Annotated in this window: 16 protein-coding genes; 11 read left to right on the forward strand and 5 right to left on the reverse strand. The window is 69.3% G+C overall.

Annotated elements, in window-relative coordinates; translation table 11 throughout:
• The first annotated feature begins 67 nt into the window (after positions 1 to 67).
• Both WS96_RS07710 and WS96_RS07715 read left to right on the forward strand, forming a co-directional pair.
• The gene (locus WS96_RS07710; RefSeq protein WP_059831597.1) at positions 68 to 1,450 is read left to right on the forward strand and encodes an amino acid permease; all 1,383 of its coding nucleotides are present in this window, start codon (positions 68 to 70) and stop codon (positions 1,448 to 1,450) included.
• 212 nt (positions 1,451 to 1,662) lie between these two features.
• A complete protein-coding gene (locus WS96_RS07715; RefSeq protein ID WP_059831598.1) occupies positions 1,663 to 2,598 on the forward strand; it encodes a universal stress protein in 936 nt (311 codons plus the stop codon).
• 427 nt (positions 2,599 to 3,025) lie between these two features.
• Here WS96_RS07715 and WS96_RS07720 read toward each other — a convergent pair whose 3' ends face one another.
• Entirely contained in the window at positions 3,026 to 3,463 is a 438-nt protein-coding gene (locus tag WS96_RS07720) for a hypothetical protein (protein WP_059831600.1), read from the reverse strand.
• A 532-nt stretch (positions 3,464 to 3,995) separates the two neighbouring features.
• Between WS96_RS07720 and WS96_RS07725 the strand changes: the two genes are divergently transcribed.
• A complete protein-coding gene (locus tag WS96_RS07725) occupies positions 3,996 to 4,250 on the forward strand; it encodes a DUF3562 domain-containing protein (RefSeq protein ID WP_059505238.1) in 255 nt (84 codons plus the stop codon).
• Between the two features lie 201 nt (positions 4,251 to 4,451).
• On the forward strand, positions 4,452 to 6,251 hold the full coding sequence (locus tag WS96_RS07730) for a methyl-accepting chemotaxis protein (RefSeq protein WP_034204846.1): 1,800 nt from the start codon (positions 4,452 to 4,454) through the stop codon (positions 6,249 to 6,251).
• Positions 6,252 to 6,287: 36 nt separating this feature from the next.
• Here the strand turns inward: WS96_RS07730 and WS96_RS07735 are convergent, their stop codons facing one another.
• Complete coding sequence (locus tag WS96_RS07735; RefSeq protein WP_257127959.1) at positions 6,288 to 7,265, reverse strand: sigma-54 interaction domain-containing protein; 978 nt, start codon at positions 7,263 to 7,265, stop codon at positions 6,288 to 6,290.
• Between the two features lie 458 nt (positions 7,266 to 7,723).
• Here WS96_RS07735 and WS96_RS07740 point away from each other — a divergent pair, with 458 nt between their 5' ends.
• The 4 genes from WS96_RS07740 to WS96_RS07755 all read left to right on the forward strand — a co-directional run bounded on the left by WS96_RS07740 (position 7,724) and on the right by WS96_RS07755 (position 11,474).
• The gene (locus WS96_RS07740; protein ID WP_059831604.1) at positions 7,724 to 9,706 is read left to right on the forward strand and encodes a hybrid sensor histidine kinase/response regulator; all 1,983 of its coding nucleotides are present in this window, start codon (positions 7,724 to 7,726) and stop codon (positions 9,704 to 9,706) included.
• A gap of 77 nt (positions 9,707 to 9,783) precedes the next feature.
• Positions 9,784 to 10,194 carry a BON domain-containing protein gene (locus WS96_RS07745; protein ID WP_034204844.1) on the forward strand — a complete coding sequence of 137 codons (411 nt, stop codon included), beginning with the start codon at positions 9,784 to 9,786 and terminating at the stop codon, positions 10,192 to 10,194.
• Between the two features lie 79 nt (positions 10,195 to 10,273).
• A complete protein-coding gene (locus WS96_RS07750) occupies positions 10,274 to 10,819 on the forward strand; it encodes a hypothetical protein (RefSeq protein ID WP_034204843.1) in 546 nt (181 codons plus the stop codon).
• A 28-nt stretch (positions 10,820 to 10,847) separates the two neighbouring features.
• On the forward strand, positions 10,848 to 11,474 hold the full coding sequence (locus WS96_RS07755) for a DUF4142 domain-containing protein (protein WP_059831607.1): 627 nt from the start codon (positions 10,848 to 10,850) through the stop codon (positions 11,472 to 11,474).
• A gap of 22 nt (positions 11,475 to 11,496) precedes the next feature.
• Here WS96_RS07755 and WS96_RS07760 read toward each other — a convergent pair whose 3' ends face one another.
• The 3 genes from WS96_RS07760 to WS96_RS07770 all read right to left on the reverse strand — a co-directional run bounded on the left by WS96_RS07760 (position 11,497) and on the right by WS96_RS07770 (position 13,156).
• The gene (locus tag WS96_RS07760; RefSeq protein WP_059831609.1) at positions 11,497 to 12,000 is read right to left on the reverse strand and encodes a PRC-barrel domain-containing protein; all 504 of its coding nucleotides are present in this window, start codon (positions 11,998 to 12,000) and stop codon (positions 11,497 to 11,499) included.
• 106 nt (positions 12,001 to 12,106) lie between these two features.
• Positions 12,107 to 12,538, reverse strand: a complete 432-nt coding sequence (locus WS96_RS07765) for a CBS domain-containing protein (RefSeq protein WP_059831611.1) — start codon at positions 12,536 to 12,538, stop codon at positions 12,107 to 12,109.
• A gap of 369 nt (positions 12,539 to 12,907) precedes the next feature.
• Positions 12,908 to 13,156: a hypothetical protein gene (locus WS96_RS07770; protein WP_059831613.1), complete on the reverse strand. Its 249-nt coding sequence runs from the start codon at positions 13,154 to 13,156 to the stop codon at positions 12,908 to 12,910.
• Positions 13,157 to 13,293: 137 nt separating this feature from the next.
• Here WS96_RS07770 and WS96_RS07775 point away from each other — a divergent pair, with 137 nt between their 5' ends.
• From WS96_RS07775 to WS96_RS07785, 3 genes are all read left to right on the forward strand, one after another.
• Entirely contained in the window at positions 13,294 to 13,593 is a 300-nt protein-coding gene (locus tag WS96_RS07775) for a hypothetical protein (RefSeq protein WP_059831615.1), read from the forward strand.
• A gap of 307 nt (positions 13,594 to 13,900) precedes the next feature.
• Positions 13,901 to 14,212: a hypothetical protein gene (locus WS96_RS07780; RefSeq protein WP_006479035.1), complete on the forward strand. Its 312-nt coding sequence runs from the start codon at positions 13,901 to 13,903 to the stop codon at positions 14,210 to 14,212.
• Between the two features lie 203 nt (positions 14,213 to 14,415).
• Positions 14,416 to 15,294, forward strand: a complete 879-nt coding sequence (locus WS96_RS07785) for a MipA/OmpV family protein (RefSeq protein WP_059831617.1) — start codon at positions 14,416 to 14,418, stop codon at positions 15,292 to 15,294.
• The last annotated feature ends 17 nt before the right edge of the window (positions 15,295 to 15,311 follow it).

Below are 15,311 nucleotides of genomic sequence, written 5' to 3' on the forward strand. Positions count from 1 at the left end.
CATGAACGGTCGCGCATTGTCATCGACACAATGACGGCGGTTCGCTCGCGGCCGCCAGGAGACGAATTTGAAACAACCAGAAGACCAACTGCACCGCGGGCTGGAAGAACGGCACATCAACCTGATGGCGCTCGGCGCGACGATCGGCGTCGGCCTGTTCCTCGGCTCGGCCACCGCGATCCGCACGGCCGGCCCGGCCATCCTGCTGACCTACCTGCTGGGCGGCCTCGCGATCTTCCTGATCATGCGCGCGCTCGGCGAGATGGCGATCACCAACCCGGTCGCCGGCGCCTTCAGCCGCTATGCGCGCGACTACCTCGGCCCGCTCGCGGGTTACCTGACCGGCTGGACCTACTGGTTCGTCTGGATCGTCACCTGCATGGCGGAAATCACGGCGGTCGGCGTCTACATGCACATGTGGTTCCCCGGCGTGCCGAACTGGATCTGGGCGCTCGCGGCGCTCCTGGCAATGGGCTCGGTGAACTTCATCGCGGTCAAGCTGTATGGCGAATTCGAATTCTGGTTCGCGCTGATCAAGATCGTCACGATCGTGCTGATGATCGTCGGCGGCGGCCTGATGATCGCGTTCGGCATCGGCAACGGCGGTGTCGCGACCGGCATCTCGAACCTGTGGTCGCACGGCGGCTTCATGCCGAACGGGATCGACGGCGTGATCGCCGCGCTGCCGATCGTGATGTTCGCGTATCTCGGTGTCGAGATGCTCGGCCTCACGGCCGGCGAGGCGCGCAACCCGGAGAAGTCGCTGACGAAGGCGGTGAATTCGGTGTTCTGGCGCGTGTTGATTTTCTACATCGGCGCGCTGTTCGTGATCATGTCGCTCTATCCGTGGGACCGGATCGGCACGCAGGGCAGCCCGTTCGTGATGACGTTCTCGCGCCTCGGCATTCCGGCCGCCGCCGGCATCATCAACTTCGTCGTGCTGACCGCGGCGCTGTCGTCGTGCAACAGCGGCCTGTTCAGCACCGCGCGGATGCTCTACAACCTCGCGCAGCAGGGCCAGGCGCCGGCCGCGCTCGGCCGCGTGAACCGCAGCGGGGTGCCCGTGTACGGCGTGGCCGTGTCGGTCGCGCTGCTGCTGATCGGCGTGTTGCTCAACTACCTCGCACCGCAGCACGTGTTCACGTGGCTCACGTCGGTATCGACGTTCGGCGCGATCTGGACGTGGTGCGTGATCCTGATCGCGCAGATGCGTTTTCGCCGCACGCTGTCGGCCGACAAGATCGCGCGTCTGCCGATCCGCGTGCCGTTCTATCCGCTCGGTTCGTTCGTCGCGCTCGGCTTTCTCGTGCTGGTCGTCGTGCTGATGGCGTTTACGCCCGATACGCGCGTCGCGCTCGTGATCGGGCCGGTGTGGATCGTGCTGCTCGGCATCGCGTACGCGCTGTTCTACGCGAACCGTCCGGCCGCGTCGATGCCGACGAAGTCGTAAGCGGCGCGGGCAGGGAGCCGCGCGATCGTTGATCGCGATCATGCACGCGCGGGCCGGACGGCCTATGCTGAACGAACGCATTGCTTGTCCGCGCTTCGCGTGACAGCCCGTCGATCCTGCCGCCACGGCGGCGGTCCGACGCGGCAACGCCGCTGCCGCGCGAAGTACCCGTCGTCGTTCGGCGACGACGCGCACGCACGGAGACCTTCGCCATGCAGCCTGCCCAGTCCATCCCGACGCTCGCGCGGATCGCGCTGGCCGTCGATCCGACGCCCGAATCGCTGACCGCCGCGCGTTACGTGCGCACGCTGCTGCGTCCGGGCATGCGATTGCGCATCATATGCGCGATCGACAATCCGCGCCTCGTGTTGCCCGACATTCCGCGCATCGACGCGCTGCTGACGTCGGCGCGCGAGGACATGATGCGCGAAGCGCAAGCCATCTGCGAGCGGATCGCGGCGCTGTTCGCCGACAGCGGCGTCGACGTCGAGCGAACGGTCGTCGATACGTCGGTCACGGGCGGCTCGGTGGCGGACGCCCTGGTGAGCGATACGTCGACGTGGCGCGCGGACGTGCTGGCGATCGGCGCGAATCCGCACCACGGGCTGTTGCGGCTCGTCGAAGGCGCGATGTCGGACACGCTGACGAAACGCGCGCGCTGCGCGCTGCTGATCGTGCCCGGCACGTATGCACGGCCGTCGGACGGCGCGCTGCAGCGGCTGATGTTCGCGGTCGACGGCAGCGAGCCGTCGCTGCACGCGGTAAGCGTCGGGCTCGGCTTCGCGGCGCCGACGACGCTGCTGTATGCGGCATACGTGATCGATCGCGCGGTTCGTCTGACCGATGTCGTGCCGGTGCGCGCGCTCGAGGATGCGTACCGCGCGGAAGGCGAGGATGCGCTCGCGAAGGTCGGCCCGCTGCTCCATGCGACGGGCAATCCGACCAAGCGCGGCATCGTCGAAACGCGTCCGACCAGCGACGACGTGGCCCATGCGCTGATGCGCGATGCCGTGCACTGGCGGGCGGAGCTGCTGGTGGTCGGCACGCATGGCCGTCGCGGCATCGCCGCCTGGCTGATCGGCAGCGTCGCGCGGCGCGTCGCGCATCTCGCGCAGGTGCCCGTGCTGCTGGTGCGTAGCGCGGAATGAATTCGGCGTCGTCGCGCTCGAAGCGGGTTTGGATTGACCTGCATCAGAAACGCAGCGCACATCGCGTGAGACAGTGACGAAACGTCCGGCGATGCGGCTGGCCCGTCGTGCACGTGCGATTCCCGACCGCGCCTGCATGCAGGAAGCGAACGCTGCCGCACTTGCCGCCGTCGCATCGTTTTCAGGAGCGGCGCCGCGTGTTGGTCCGGCGCGTCATCCGACCCGGAACTCTCTGGCACGAGGGTAGGCAACCGACGGTTGCCTTGGAGGACGGGCGGGGTGCAAGTCACCCCGTCCGCTTTCCGCCTGGCCTCGTCGAATTCACTTCCCCGCGGGAATGATGTCGAATGCGGCCGCGTCGAGCGGCGCGCCATCGTGCGCGCAACCATTGCGCGGCGCCGTGCCGCGCGTCGTTTCCGTGCGCCGGTCAGAGGGTGCGAAGAATCGATCGCAGGTCGTGCCGGCGGCCTGGGCCGCGTCGTACCCGCGCATGCGGACGCACGACATGGAGCGGTGCGCATGCGCTGCACGTGCGGTTGCGCAAACGATTCGCATGCGGCCAGCCGGGGCGGGCCTTGCGACGCGGCTCGGAGCCGGCCGGTGCGACGGCCGCGTCGCGCGCGTGGAGTGCCGCGGCGAACCGCTGCAAAGCGAGGACCGACCCCACGACGCTCTGATACTTTTCGCGGCCGATCTGCCCGTCGAGCGTGACGAGTAACCCGGCCTCGCGGGCGAGCGCGAGCAAGGTGTCGAGGTCGTCGGACGGACGGGTGTCGGCCGACGCGGCGCGGGCGGGCAGCAGGGCGCGCGCGTTGCCCGACGCGCGCCGCGGGCCGTCCCGGCCCGGTGAGTTGCGATGTGCCATGGTTGGTCTCCTGCGCCGAACCCCGCGCGCCGGCTCGACGGCCGGCTGAGCGATGTCCGGTATGAACGCCTGGTTCATGTGATCAGTATCGTGTGGCGATGGCGCACTGCCAAGCGGCGTGCGCTGAAGTCGCTGTCAGGAAATTGCGCGACGCGTATCGGAATCCGCTGACACGCGCGGCGGCCGGCCGATCCTGCGCGTTCGTCCGACGAATGAATGGCGGGGGGCGCTTGACGCATGATTTCGGACGGTCTAAGTTTCCCCACTGCATCGGCGTCGGGCGGCGTTCCACCGCTGCCCGACGCCAGTGCCGCGCCTCGGGGTGGCGTGGCAGGGTTTCAGTGACGTTCGCGGGCCACGTGCACCGCGAACACTGCGCGGCCGATTCGGAAACGGATCCACACGGCGGCACGCAACGTGCCGTTGATTGCGCGCAAACACGCGCCGGCGCATCGTACGCCGCGCGTCCATCCAGTCTTTAAGCTTCCGGTACCGTCATCTTTTTCGTTCCTCGACCGTCAGGAGTCTGTCGATGTCCAAGGACAATTTGCTCGATTCACTCAAGGAAGCCGCCGAACGGCGCGCGATCGGCGCGGATCAGCTGCGTGCGATGCTCGACGACGAAGTGCGCGCGCTGTCGTCCGATGCGCGCGTGCACGACTACATCCACGTATTCGCGATCCGGCACCTGCGCGAACGGATGCGCCAGAAAGACGATTTCGATCGCGACACCCGGGCCGACGACGCGCCCGCGGACGCCGATCCGCGTCCGAGGCATCGGCTGTAGCAGGTAGCGGCCGGGCGGCGGGAGCGGCACGACGCGCGCCCGTCGAACCCGGCCATCCTGACGATCCGCCGACAATCGCCGACGCGTTTCGTCATACGTTTCAACGAATTGTCACAACGACCTCAAGTAAGCGGCGCGATTTGCCGTTTACCCGGTGAATTCGTCCACCGGGCGTTCCCGCTCCCTTACCGAGTCGTTGCCATGTTCTCGTCCATTCGCGCCCGCATCCTCGCCGCGTGCGTCGCCATCGTCGTATTCGCGCTCGTCGCCACGACGCTGATCAACTATTTCATCGCGCGCTCGTACAACGACGACGCGATCGACCGCAACCTGACCTCGGTCGCCAGCGGCCACGTGGTCGGAATCGCCGACTGGGTCGCCACCCGCAGCCGGATGATCGCGTCGCTGCAGGATGCCGCGCTGACGCCCGATCCGCTGCCGGTGTTCAAGCAGATGGCCGCGGCCGGCGGCTTCACGAACGTCTATGCCGGCTACGCCGACAAGACGTTCCACTTCTCCGACCCGACCGGCATCCCGCCCGACTACGATCCGACCGGCCGGCCGTGGTACAAGCAGGCCGCACAGGCCGGCAAGCCGGTCGTCACGCCGCCGTACGTCGATGCCGGCACGGGCAACCTCGTCGTCACGTTCGCGGTGCCGATCCTGCGCGACGGCGCGCTGAAGGGCGTCGTCGCCGCGGACGTGTCGATGGACAGCGTGATCGCCAACGTCAAGTCGATCCGCCCGACGCCGGCCAGCTTCGGGATGCTGATCGACAGTAGCGGCCACGTCGTCGCGCACCCGGACGCGAAGCTCACGCTGAAGCCGGTCGCCGACGTATCGCCCGAACTCGGCGCGCTGGGTGTGGCATCGATCGCGGCGGCGAGCGCGCCGGTCGAGGTCGGCGTCGGCGGCGACGCGAAGCTGGTGCGCGCGAAACCGGTGCCGGGCACCGACTGGTACGCGCTGGTGCTGCTCGACAAGGCCGAAGCGACGGCCGGGATGCGTTCGCTGCTGACCGCGTCGCTGATGACGCTGATCGTGATCGTCGGCGTGGCGTCGCTGATCATCGGCGCGATCACCGCGACCGCGTTCCGCCGCCTGTCGCAGGTGCGTCAGGCGATGGCCGCGATCGGCTCGGGCGCCGGCGACCTGACGCAGCGCCTGCCGGCCGACGGCCGCGACGAAGTCGCCGACATCGCGCGCTCGTTCAACAGTTTCGTCGACAAGCTGAATGACGTGATGCGCCAGATCCGCGATGCGAGCGAATCGGTGCGCACGGCCGCGAACGAGATCGCGGCGGGCAACCAGGACCTGTCGTCGCGTACCGAATCGGCGGCGGCGAGCCTCGAGGAAACCGCGGCGTCGATGGAAGAGATCACCGCGACCGTCGGCCAGTCGGCGGCAGCCGCGAGCCAGGCCGACGAACGCGCGGCGGCCGCGTCGCGGATCGCGTCGCACGGCGGCGTGGTCGTGTCGGACGTCGTCGCGACGATGGGGAAGATCGAGGAAGCGTCGGGCCGGATCGGCGACATCATCGGCGTGATCGACGGGATCGCGTTCCAGACCAACATCCTCGCGCTGAACGCGGCCGTCGAAGCGGCCCGCGCGGGCGAACAGGGCCGCGGCTTCGCGGTCGTCGCACAGGAAGTGCGCAGCCTGGCGCAACGCAGCGCGCAGGCCGCGCGCGAAGTGAAGGTGCTGGTCGAATCGACGGTCGCGAGCGTGTCGGCCGGATCGGGGCAGGTGCGCCAGGCCGGCGACACGATGCGCGAGATCGTGTCGAACGTGTCGAACGTGACGACCATCATCTCCGAGATCACGCACGCGGCGAACGAGCAGACGCGCGGCATCCAGGAAGTGAACCGCGCCGTCAGCCAGCTCGACGAAATGGTGCAGCAGAACGCGGCGCTCGTCGAACAGTCGACCGCGGCGGCCACCGCGCTGCAATCGCAGGCCAACGCGCTGGCGACGACGGTCGGGCAGTTCAAGGTCGCCTGACGCGGCCGGCTGCCCGCGGCATGCGGGCCGCAGTGCTCACGAGCCGCCCTGGTCGCGCATCAGCGCGAGCCGGTTGTAGAGCGTCTTCAGGCTGATGCCGAGGGCCTTGGCCGCACGCGGCTTGTTACCGTCGAAGTGACGCAGCGTCGCCACGATGAAGCGCTGCTGCGCATGGTGCAGCGTCGCGCCGAGCGGCAGCGCCATCGCGCCTTCCGACGTGCTGTCGACGGTCGGCATCGGTTGCTTCGGCAACGCGATCTCGATGCCTTCGTCGGACAAGAGGTACGCGCGCTCGATCGTGTTGCGCAGTTCGCGCACGTTGCCTGGCCACGAATACGCGCGCAACGCGGCGATCGCGGCATCCGTCAGCCGCTTGTGCGAGCGATGCCGCTCGTTCAGCGTGTCGACGAATTCCTGCGCGATCGTCTCGACGTCGCCGTCGCGCTGACGCAGCGGCGGCACGTAGATCGCGAATGCGGCGAGCCGGTAGAACAGGTCCTCGCGCAGCCGGCCGTCGCGCACGGCGTCGGCCGGATTGTGGCGGGTGGCCGACACGAACCGCACGTCGAGCGGAATCGGTTCGGTGCCGCCCACGCGCACGATCGTATTCGACTCGATCGCCCGCAGCAGCTTCACCTGCAGCGCCGCGGGCATTTCCGCGATTTCGTCGAGCAGCAGCGTGCCGCCGCGCGCGGCTTCGAAGAACCCTTCGCGCTGCGTGGTCGCGCCGGTAAAGCTGCCTTTCTCGTGCCCGAACAATTGCGCCTCGGCAAGCTCGGGCGGAATCGCGCCGCAGTTCACGGGCACGAACGGGCCGTCACGCCGCGCGCTGAGATCGTGCAGCCGCCGCGCGACGATATCCTTGCCGACCCCGCTTTCGCCGGCAATCATCACGCTCGCGCGGGTCGGTGCGATTTTCTCGATACGGCCGAGCAGCGTGCGCATCGCGGCGGACCGGCCGGACAGCCGGCGACTGTCCGCGCGCTGCTTCGTCCGGTTTGCGGATTCACCCATAGGCATTCGCGGCCGTTTTGAAAAACGGCATCGCAGGTTCCGTTGATTGCAATATTTATCATCGACAGCGAAACGGCGGCGAAGGTGCCGCGGAATAGAAAATTCCAATGCGCGCGACATGATCGACAGAAACAGGCCATCGGGCCGTTCGCGCGCCGTCGACGCGGCGCCGCCTTCGGGTTGCGACCCGCACTTTTTTACAGAAATCCGATGAAAAAAAGCGGTCGTCGATACGGTGCGGCGGTGCGCGCGGCGATGCCGACACCCCATCTGTCCGGCCCGCCGCCGATGCAGGCATAGGGCGCGGCCATGCGTTGCCGCGCACGCGCCCCCGGCCGGCGTCGGGTACGTCGTTTGCTGACGCGTTCCTGCTCGCCCGGCGCGCTCGACGGGATGCCGGATGGTCGAAACGCGGCATCCCCCGCACCCGACGGGAGCCGGCGCGATGCAAGGATGCAATGAGGACTATGACCCGTGAGCTGCTCCGGCAGGGTGCATGGATCGTGCTGGCCGTCGGGGTGGCGTCCGCGCTGCAGGCGTGGGCGATTCAGGCTGTCGGCAAGCACGCGCCGTTTGCGCCGCTGCCTTTTTACGCCGGCGTGGCCGCCGCCGCATGGCTGACGTCGCTCGCCGGCGGCCTTGTCGCGACCGCCGCGAGCGTCGGCGTGATCGCCGCATTGTGGTGGCGCGACGCGCCGCTGGCGACGCTGCTCGCGCAAGCCGGCGCGTTCGTCGCGATCGGTTTCGTCGAATGCGTGCTGGTGACGACGGTGAAGCCGCTGCTGGCGAACGATCGTTTGCGCGAGATCGATGACGACGACGGCGATCCGTACCCGCCGCACCGCGAGCCGTCGTCCGTCGCCGGCGGGTCTGACACCGAGCTGCTGCGCCGCGTGGTCGATGCGTCGCCCGATGCGATCGTCGGGACCGACGTGGAGCGCAGGATCACCAGCTGGAACCCGGCCGCGGCAAGAATCTTCGGCATCGATACGGCCCAGGCGAACGGACGCGACCTCGTCACGATGATCGCGCCGCGCTGGCTGCGCCGGCATGCGGTGCCCGCGTCGTTCGCGGACCTGCGCGAGCCGGTCGGGCCGCTCGACGTACTGTGCGTGCGCCGCGACGGCGGCCGTTTTCGCGCCACCTTCGTCGCCTCGCCGATCGTCGACGCGCAGGGCCGCAGCGCGGGCCTGTCGCTGACGCTGCGCGAAGCGGGCGAACGCCGCCGCAACGAACGCCACAACCTTCGCTCGCTGCGCGGCGCACGCGACGCGCGCATGCAGGCCGACACGTCGAACCGGCTGAAGGACGAGCTGCTGGCGACGGTGTCGCACGAACTGCGCACGCCGCTGAACGTGATCTACGGCTGGGTCGAGGTGTTGCGCAACGCCGACGGCCAGGGCTTCGCGCAGCAGGCGGTCGACGCGATCGATCGCAGCGCGCGGTCGCTGTCGCACATGGTCGCCGATCTGCTCGACGCATCGTCCCTCGCGACCGGCCGGCTGCGCCTCGAACGCGTGCCGGTCGATCTCGTGCGGATCGTGCGCGACGCCGCGCGCGAGCTCGACGCGACGGCGCAGGCGAACGGGCTCGTGCTGTCGACGTCGTATGCGATGCCGGCCTGCGTGATCCCGGCGGACGGCGAGCGCCTGCGCCAGGTCCTGTCGAATCTGCTGTCGAATGCGATCAAGTTCACGCCGCCGGGCGGGCGGATCGACGTGTCGCTGACCCGCGCGGGCGAGCGCGTGCGGCTGTCGGTCTCCGACACCGGGCAAGGGATTGCGCCGGAATACCTGCCGCACCTGTTCGATACGTTCAGCCGGCCGGAGGGCGCGTTCACGTCCCCCAGGCGCGGCCTCGGGCTCGGCCTGTCGATCGTGCGCAACATCGCGCAACTGCACGGCGGCGAGGTCGTCGCGACGAGCGCGGGCGCCGGGCGCGGAACGACCGTCACGGTGACGCTGCCCGCGGGCTGGGACGCCGACGATCCGGTCGAGCAGCCGTCGCGCGCGAAGGACAAGGCCGATACGGTCGCGCTCGACGGCCAGCGCGTACTGGTGGTCGACGACGACGCGACGTCGCGGACCAGTCTCGCGGCGGCGCTCGAAACCATGGGCGCGCAGGTATCGACCGCCCGGTCGGGGCACGACGCGCTCGACGCGGTGGAGCGGCAGCAGCCGAGCGTCGTGCTGTCGGATCTCGCGATGCCGGACGGCGACGGTTACTGGCTGCTGGACCGGATCCGGCATTTGCCGAACGGCGGCGGACATCTGCCGGTCGTCGCGGTGACCGCGCATGCAGGCAAGGCCGACCGGCGCCGGGTAATGGCCGCCGGGTTCGATGCGTATCTGTGCAAGCCGGTCGACATGCCGACGCTCGCGAGCGTGATCGTCGACGTCGTGCCGGACGACGTGGGCGACGGGAAGCCGCGCGAGCGGTAGCGGCGCATACCCGACGCATACGCGGCGCGGCAATCCGGTCGCGTGGCCGTCCGGCCGCATACGAGAAAGGAGACGCGATGGACCCAACGAAAAGCACGCGGCGCGACGGCACGGGCAACGCGCCGGCACGCACCGGACGCAGGACGCCGGTCGTGCCGATCGCGAGCATACTGATGCTGTCGTGTGCATGGATCGCGACACCCCGCTACGCATCGGCCGAGGAGGGCACCCGTGCGAAGCTTGCGAGCCAGGCGTCGGCCGTCGGGGGGCAGATCCGCGATGCGACGCTCGCGTCCCGCGTCAGGGCCGCGCTCGTCGCCGAACGCGGCCTGGCCTCCGGCGACATCGACGTGCAGGTTCGCGACCGCGTGGTCGAACTGACGGGCAACGTGCCCGACGAGCGACAACGCGCGACCGCGATCCGCGTCGCGCACGACGTCAGCGGCGTGAGCGGCGTGCGCGACAAGCTGCAGATCCGCCGGAAGTAACGTGATGCGCGGGCCAGCGCCGGGCCGATCGGGCGTCGCGCGCCCGCGGTCCTGCGCGTCACCGGGCAGGAGGTTCGACATGGACACCATCATCGCGGGCCGTTTCTCGCGGCTCGAGCAGGCGGAACGCTGCGCGGAGCAGTTGCGCGGCCACGCCATGCATCGGGACGACGTGAAGGTCTTCTTTCTCAATCCGCCCGGACAGCACGCGCTGTTCTGGCTCGGCGGCGACGTCTATGCGGACTCGGCCGCGCGGCCGGGCGGCATCGGCGCGCTGGAAGGCGTGGCCATCGGCGCGATCGTCGGGCTCGCCGGGGCCGCGCTGCTCTATCTGGGCGGCCTTCATTCCCCGCTCGCGTGGATCGGCGTGCCGCTCGTCGGCGGGTACGTCGGCGCATTGTGCGGCGCGCTCGGCCGGATGCGCGGCGATGCGCCGGAGGGGCATGGCGCGCTGAAGCAATGCGAAAACGGCGTCGTGCTGGCCGCGCACGTGACGCGGCGCACGATCGCGTTCGCGGAGCGGACGATGCTCGCCGCCGGCGCGCTATCGGTGGAGCGCACCGAGGGCGCGTGGCACAACGGCGAGTGGACCGATTTCTTCACGTCGGCCCATCGTCCCGCGTGACGCTCCGTTGCCCGATACGGAGGCCCGGATGACGAAACCGAACCGGATCAAGCCACGCGGGCGCCGGTCGGCGGCAATCGTCCTGACTGCCGCCGCGGGCGCGCTGACGTTCGCGCTCGCGCATGCGCAGGCGCCGCCTGCTTCGTCCGCGCAGGTCGCGCCGGGCGTCGTGCGCCCCGGTCCGACCGCCGACGAGGCGGGCATGACCCAGCGGCCGATCGGCATCGACGCCGAGTTCGTCGACAAGGCAGGCATGATCGGCAAGGTGGAACGGCAGGCCGGCCAGCTCGCGCTCGATCGCTCGTCGAACGCGGAGGTGAAGGCCTTCGCCCGCCGGATGGTCGACGACCATGCGCGTATCGCGGACGAACTGCGGCACATCGGCGCGCAAAAGGGCGTGCCGGTCCAGACGCGAATGCTCGTCGATCCGGCGGTGACGGCATTGCGCGCGAAGAACGGGCCCGCGTTCGATACGGCGTACGTGGCGTTCGCGGGGCCTCGCGCACACGAAGCGGCGGTCCGGCTTTACGAAACCGAAGCGAAAGACGGTCGCGACCCGCAGCTTCGCGCATTCGCGGCCCGCACGCTGCCGACGCTGAACGCGCACCTGAGCGCCGCGCGGCAACTCGCGAAGGCGGTGGCCGCCGCGCAGTGAACCGCTTTCCGGCCGGCAGGCTTCAGTGCTCCCGCGTGCCGTCTTCGGGGCCGCCCGGCGACGCCTCGTACGGCGGCGAATCGAGCGCCGTTTCGCCTTCCTCGATCAGCCAGTACGGCGAACGGCCGTAGTACGCATGCAGGGCTTCGGCCCATTCGGGGTCGGCCATCGCCGGCCACCGGCTCTTGTCGAAGCCGGGCGCCTCGCGCACACGCGCCGTGTCGACCGGCAGTACGAAGCATTCGCGCTCGACATCGAGGACCAGCGCGTTCCACGGCACCGCGAGCAGCTTGTCGCCGATCCCGAGCAGGCCGCCCGACGACACGACCGCGTATGCGATCCGTCCGGCGCGCACGTCGAGCATGATGTGAGCGACCTTGCCGATGTCGTCGCCGTCCAGCGTCAGCACGCGATCGCCTTCGAGCGTGCGGGCGGCCATCACGTCGGGACCCGGGCCGCCGACGGCCGTATGCGGGTTCGTGCCGACGATGCGCGCGGCGTCGCGCGACGGTTTGTCCGTTGTCATCGAAAACCTCCTGATCGAAGCGGCAACCCGGCCCCGCGCGCGAGTTCGTTGCGCGGGCATTGCGCCGGGGCGGCAGGCCGCGCGGGATGATGGATGGGAACGCCGGTCAGCGGCGGCGCGGCAGCGATACGTCCTCGAGCGTGTTGGCCAGCTCGTCGCGCGCCGGGCCGCCCGCACGCGTCGCGATGTCGCCGAGCGACACCATGCCGACCAGCTTCAGACTGCGGTCAAGCACCGGCAAGCGGTGCAACTGCACGTCGGCCATCCGCTGCTGGACATCGCCGACGCCGTCGTCCTCGACGCACCATTGCACGGGTCTGGACGCGACCGCCTGCACGGGCGTGTCGGGCGAATGACCGCGCGACAGCGCCCGCACCGCCAGGTCGCGATCGGTCACGATCGCGACGAGTTCGGCGCCGTCGCAAACGGGCAGCACGCCGATGTCGAAGCGCTGCATCAATTCGGCGGCATGGCGAATCGTGTCGGTCGGTGCGACGCACACCACGTCGCGCGACATGATCTCGTTGACGCGATACATGAACGTCTCCTTCGTGAGCGGGGACGATGCGGGAGCACCGCGCATGCCGCGCGAGGCGCACACGTCGGGCCCCAAGGCCTCTTCACGCTGATAACGGGCTTGCGCCGGATAGCCGGCGACGGAGAAATTTGCCAGCCTGCTTGTACATCTTCCACGGCGACAGCCGCGGCCGTCGGCGCGGGGCGTCAGTGGCCGATGCCCGTCATCGTGACGATTGCGAGGACCACCGCGCTTTCGATCGCGGCCAGCGCCGCGACGCCGGCCGCGCCGCTTACTTCATGCCATCTGCGTTCAAGGACTTTCATCGATCGCTCCTGAGTGGGCCGGCGCGCGAGTGCGCTGTCACGCAGCGCGTGCCGGGTGCCGCCGTCAGCCGTGATCGCGGGGCGGGGAAGGGACGTGCGGCGCGCGCCGTTCGCGCTCGCCGGACGGCTTGGCGGGGTCGATACGCGTCGCACCGCCGACGGCGGGCGGATCGCTGGCCGGGAACGTCTCCTCGAGCCCTTCGTCGATACGCTCCTCCGTCTTGTCTTCGGACGGCGGACGCGACGTGGCGAGCCGGAGCAGTCCGGCAGCCGGTGACACGGCGTCGCGGCGGCCGGGGTCGTGAGCGGTCATGGTCGAACCTCCTTGTCGATGAAAGGCGCAAGCGCCGTACCCGCGGCGGCCGCGGCACGGCGCTTGCAAGCCGCGAGAACCGGCCGGGCATGCGGATACGACGCGCACGAGGTCGGTATGGACGAGAGGACATCGTGATGAATGCAGCCAGGGAAAGGATACGTTACGACGCGAACGTATGCGGCGGCGATTTCGGCCACGTGCGCGAGCGTTTCGACACGTGGAAGCGCGAATCGCGGGTCTATCGGCCGGAGCGGCGCATGTTCGACGGCAAGGACGAAGTACGCGAGCTGAACGACACCGTCTACGACGGCCCCGAGCGCGCGCAGCAAGCGCTCGTCGCGCAATGCGAACCGTCCGATCCGTTCGCGCTTGCCGTGCAACTGCGTGCCGAGGGGCGCACGATGTGGCTCGTCATGGCCGCCTACGACGACTGAATCCCACGGCCACGGGGCGCGGCGCGACAGCGGGCACGGCGCTTGCGGGGGCTCGCTTCGCCATCGACATGCGCGCGCCGTCGCGCAGGAGTGACATGAAGACGCCATCCATGCTGCACCGCCCCGAACCGACGACACCCGACGTCGACCCGGATCCGCCGCCGCCCGGGCACGACGACCCGGTCGACCCGCCCGTGCCCGACGGGCTGCCGCAAGGCGATCCGCCGTCGAACCCGCCGCCGATGCGGATGCCGGGCGGAGGCAGTGCGCCACCACCGGCCGCGCGAACATTGAAAGGAGGACCGTCATGGACATTCACGTGCAATCGCCGGACAAGCGCGCGATCGCTCAGGTACTGGGCCGCTATTTCGAATCGCGTTCGCTGCACTATCACATCGAGGAATTGCCCGGCGGCGTGCTGCAGATCGGCTTTCGCGCCAGCGGCCGCCCGGTCGCCGTCACCGTTTCGTTCGACGATGCCGCGTACGACACCTATACGCACTGGGACGCGAGCCAGAAACAGCTGGCGCTCGGCCGGCTCGCGGACGGCTTCTCGCGAATGATGTCGACGCGCAGCCCGGCCGCGCTCGCCGGCGACTATCACGTCGAGCGTTTCTGATTCCGCAATCATCCGCCGGCGCATGCCGGATCCCGGCAAAGTGCCCGTCCACAACGGGCGCTTTGCGTCCGCACGCGTGTCGCGTAGGATGTCCGTTAATTCAGCGCACACTACGTTCGCGCAGCGGGCTGCCGACTGTTGCAGCCGCTGAAGCGCGACGCGCTTTCCTTCAGGTTCGTTTCGTGCAGCCGACGGAGACCGCCTTGACCACTGTTGCTCGCCTGTTGCTGTCGCCCGGCGCACGCCGGTTCGTATCCGGCCTTTCGGCATGCGCGGCGCTTGCCGCCGGCGCTCGGGACGCGTCGGCCCAGACGCCTTCGCCGCTCGGCGAATGGCAGTACACGGCGGGCGTACCGCTCCAGAAACTCTTCGATCCGACTATTCCCACGTGGCAGGTGAGCGTCGGCGCCGCGATGACGCTGCAGCCGCGCTACGCGGGCTCCGACCGCTACCGCGTGATGGGCGGCCCGAATTTCGACATCCGCTATCGCGACCTGTTCTTCCTGTCGACCGGCGAGGGCCTCGGCGCGAACGTGCTGCGCGGGCCGAACTGGCGCGTGAGCCTGGCGGTCGGCTATGACCTCGGACGGCGTTCGGCCGACGATCTCGGCCACCTGAACGGCCTCGACAACATCAACGCGGCGCCCGTGATGAAGCTCGCCGCCGATTACGTGGTCTCGAAGGATTTCCCGCTCGTGCTGCGCGCGGACGTCCGGCGCAGCATCGGCGGGTCGAACGGCTGGACCGGCGATTTCTCCGCTTACATGCCGATGCCCGGCAGCAACGAACACTTCTTCTGGTTCGCGGGGCCGACCGTGTCGTTCGCCGACTCCCGCTACATGAACAGCTGGTTCGGCGTGAACCAGGGCGCGGCCGCGCGCTCGGGGCTGCCGGCCTATTCGTCGGGGGCCGGGATCAAGTCGGCCGGCCTCGGCGTGACGATGGTGTGGTTCGTGAACAAGCACTGGTTCGTCACGATGGACGGCGCGATCGAGCAGCTCGTCGGCCGCGCGGCGCGCAGCCCGATCACGCAGCAGTCGACCAACGGCGTGTTCGACATGTCGGTGAATTACCAGTTCTGACCGAAGCCGGATCGAAG

The organism is Burkholderia sp. MSMB1835, assembly GCF_001526365.1.
In the GTDB taxonomy this organism is placed as follows: domain Bacteria; phylum Pseudomonadota; class Gammaproteobacteria; order Burkholderiales; family Burkholderiaceae; genus Burkholderia.

Excerpts from the sequence above, each read along its gene's own strand:
- WS96_RS07715 (WP_059831598.1), top strand. The coding sequence starts at position 1,663 with ATGCAGCCTGCCCAGTCCATCCCGACGCTCGCGCGGATCGCGCTGGCC.
- WS96_RS07720 (WP_059831600.1), bottom strand. The coding sequence starts at position 3,463 with ATGGCACATCGCAACTCACCGGGCCGGGACGGCCCGCGGCGCGCGTCG.
- WS96_RS07725 (WP_059505238.1), top strand. The coding sequence starts at position 3,996 with ATGTCCAAGGACAATTTGCTCGATTCACTCAAGGAAGCCGCCGAACGG.
- WS96_RS07730 (WP_034204846.1), top strand. The coding sequence starts at position 4,452 with ATGTTCTCGTCCATTCGCGCCCGCATCCTCGCCGCGTGCGTCGCCATC.
- WS96_RS07735 (WP_257127959.1), bottom strand. The coding sequence starts at position 7,265 with ATGGGTGAATCCGCAAACCGGACGAAGCAGCGCGCGGACAGTCGCCGG.
- WS96_RS07740 (WP_059831604.1), top strand. The coding sequence starts at position 7,724 with ATGAGGACTATGACCCGTGAGCTGCTCCGGCAGGGTGCATGGATCGTG.
- WS96_RS07745 (WP_034204844.1), top strand. The coding sequence starts at position 9,784 with ATGGACCCAACGAAAAGCACGCGGCGCGACGGCACGGGCAACGCGCCG.
- WS96_RS07750 (WP_034204843.1), top strand. The coding sequence starts at position 10,274 with ATGGACACCATCATCGCGGGCCGTTTCTCGCGGCTCGAGCAGGCGGAA.
- WS96_RS07755 (WP_059831607.1), top strand. The coding sequence starts at position 10,848 with ATGACGAAACCGAACCGGATCAAGCCACGCGGGCGCCGGTCGGCGGCA.
- WS96_RS07760 (WP_059831609.1), bottom strand. The coding sequence starts at position 12,000 with ATGACAACGGACAAACCGTCGCGCGACGCCGCGCGCATCGTCGGCACG.
- WS96_RS07765 (WP_059831611.1), bottom strand. The coding sequence starts at position 12,538 with ATGTATCGCGTCAACGAGATCATGTCGCGCGACGTGGTGTGCGTCGCA.
- WS96_RS07770 (WP_059831613.1), bottom strand. The coding sequence starts at position 13,156 with ATGACCGCTCACGACCCCGGCCGCCGCGACGCCGTGTCACCGGCTGCC.
- WS96_RS07775 (WP_059831615.1), top strand. The coding sequence starts at position 13,294 with ATGAATGCAGCCAGGGAAAGGATACGTTACGACGCGAACGTATGCGGC.
- WS96_RS07780 (WP_006479035.1), top strand. The coding sequence starts at position 13,901 with ATGGACATTCACGTGCAATCGCCGGACAAGCGCGCGATCGCTCAGGTA.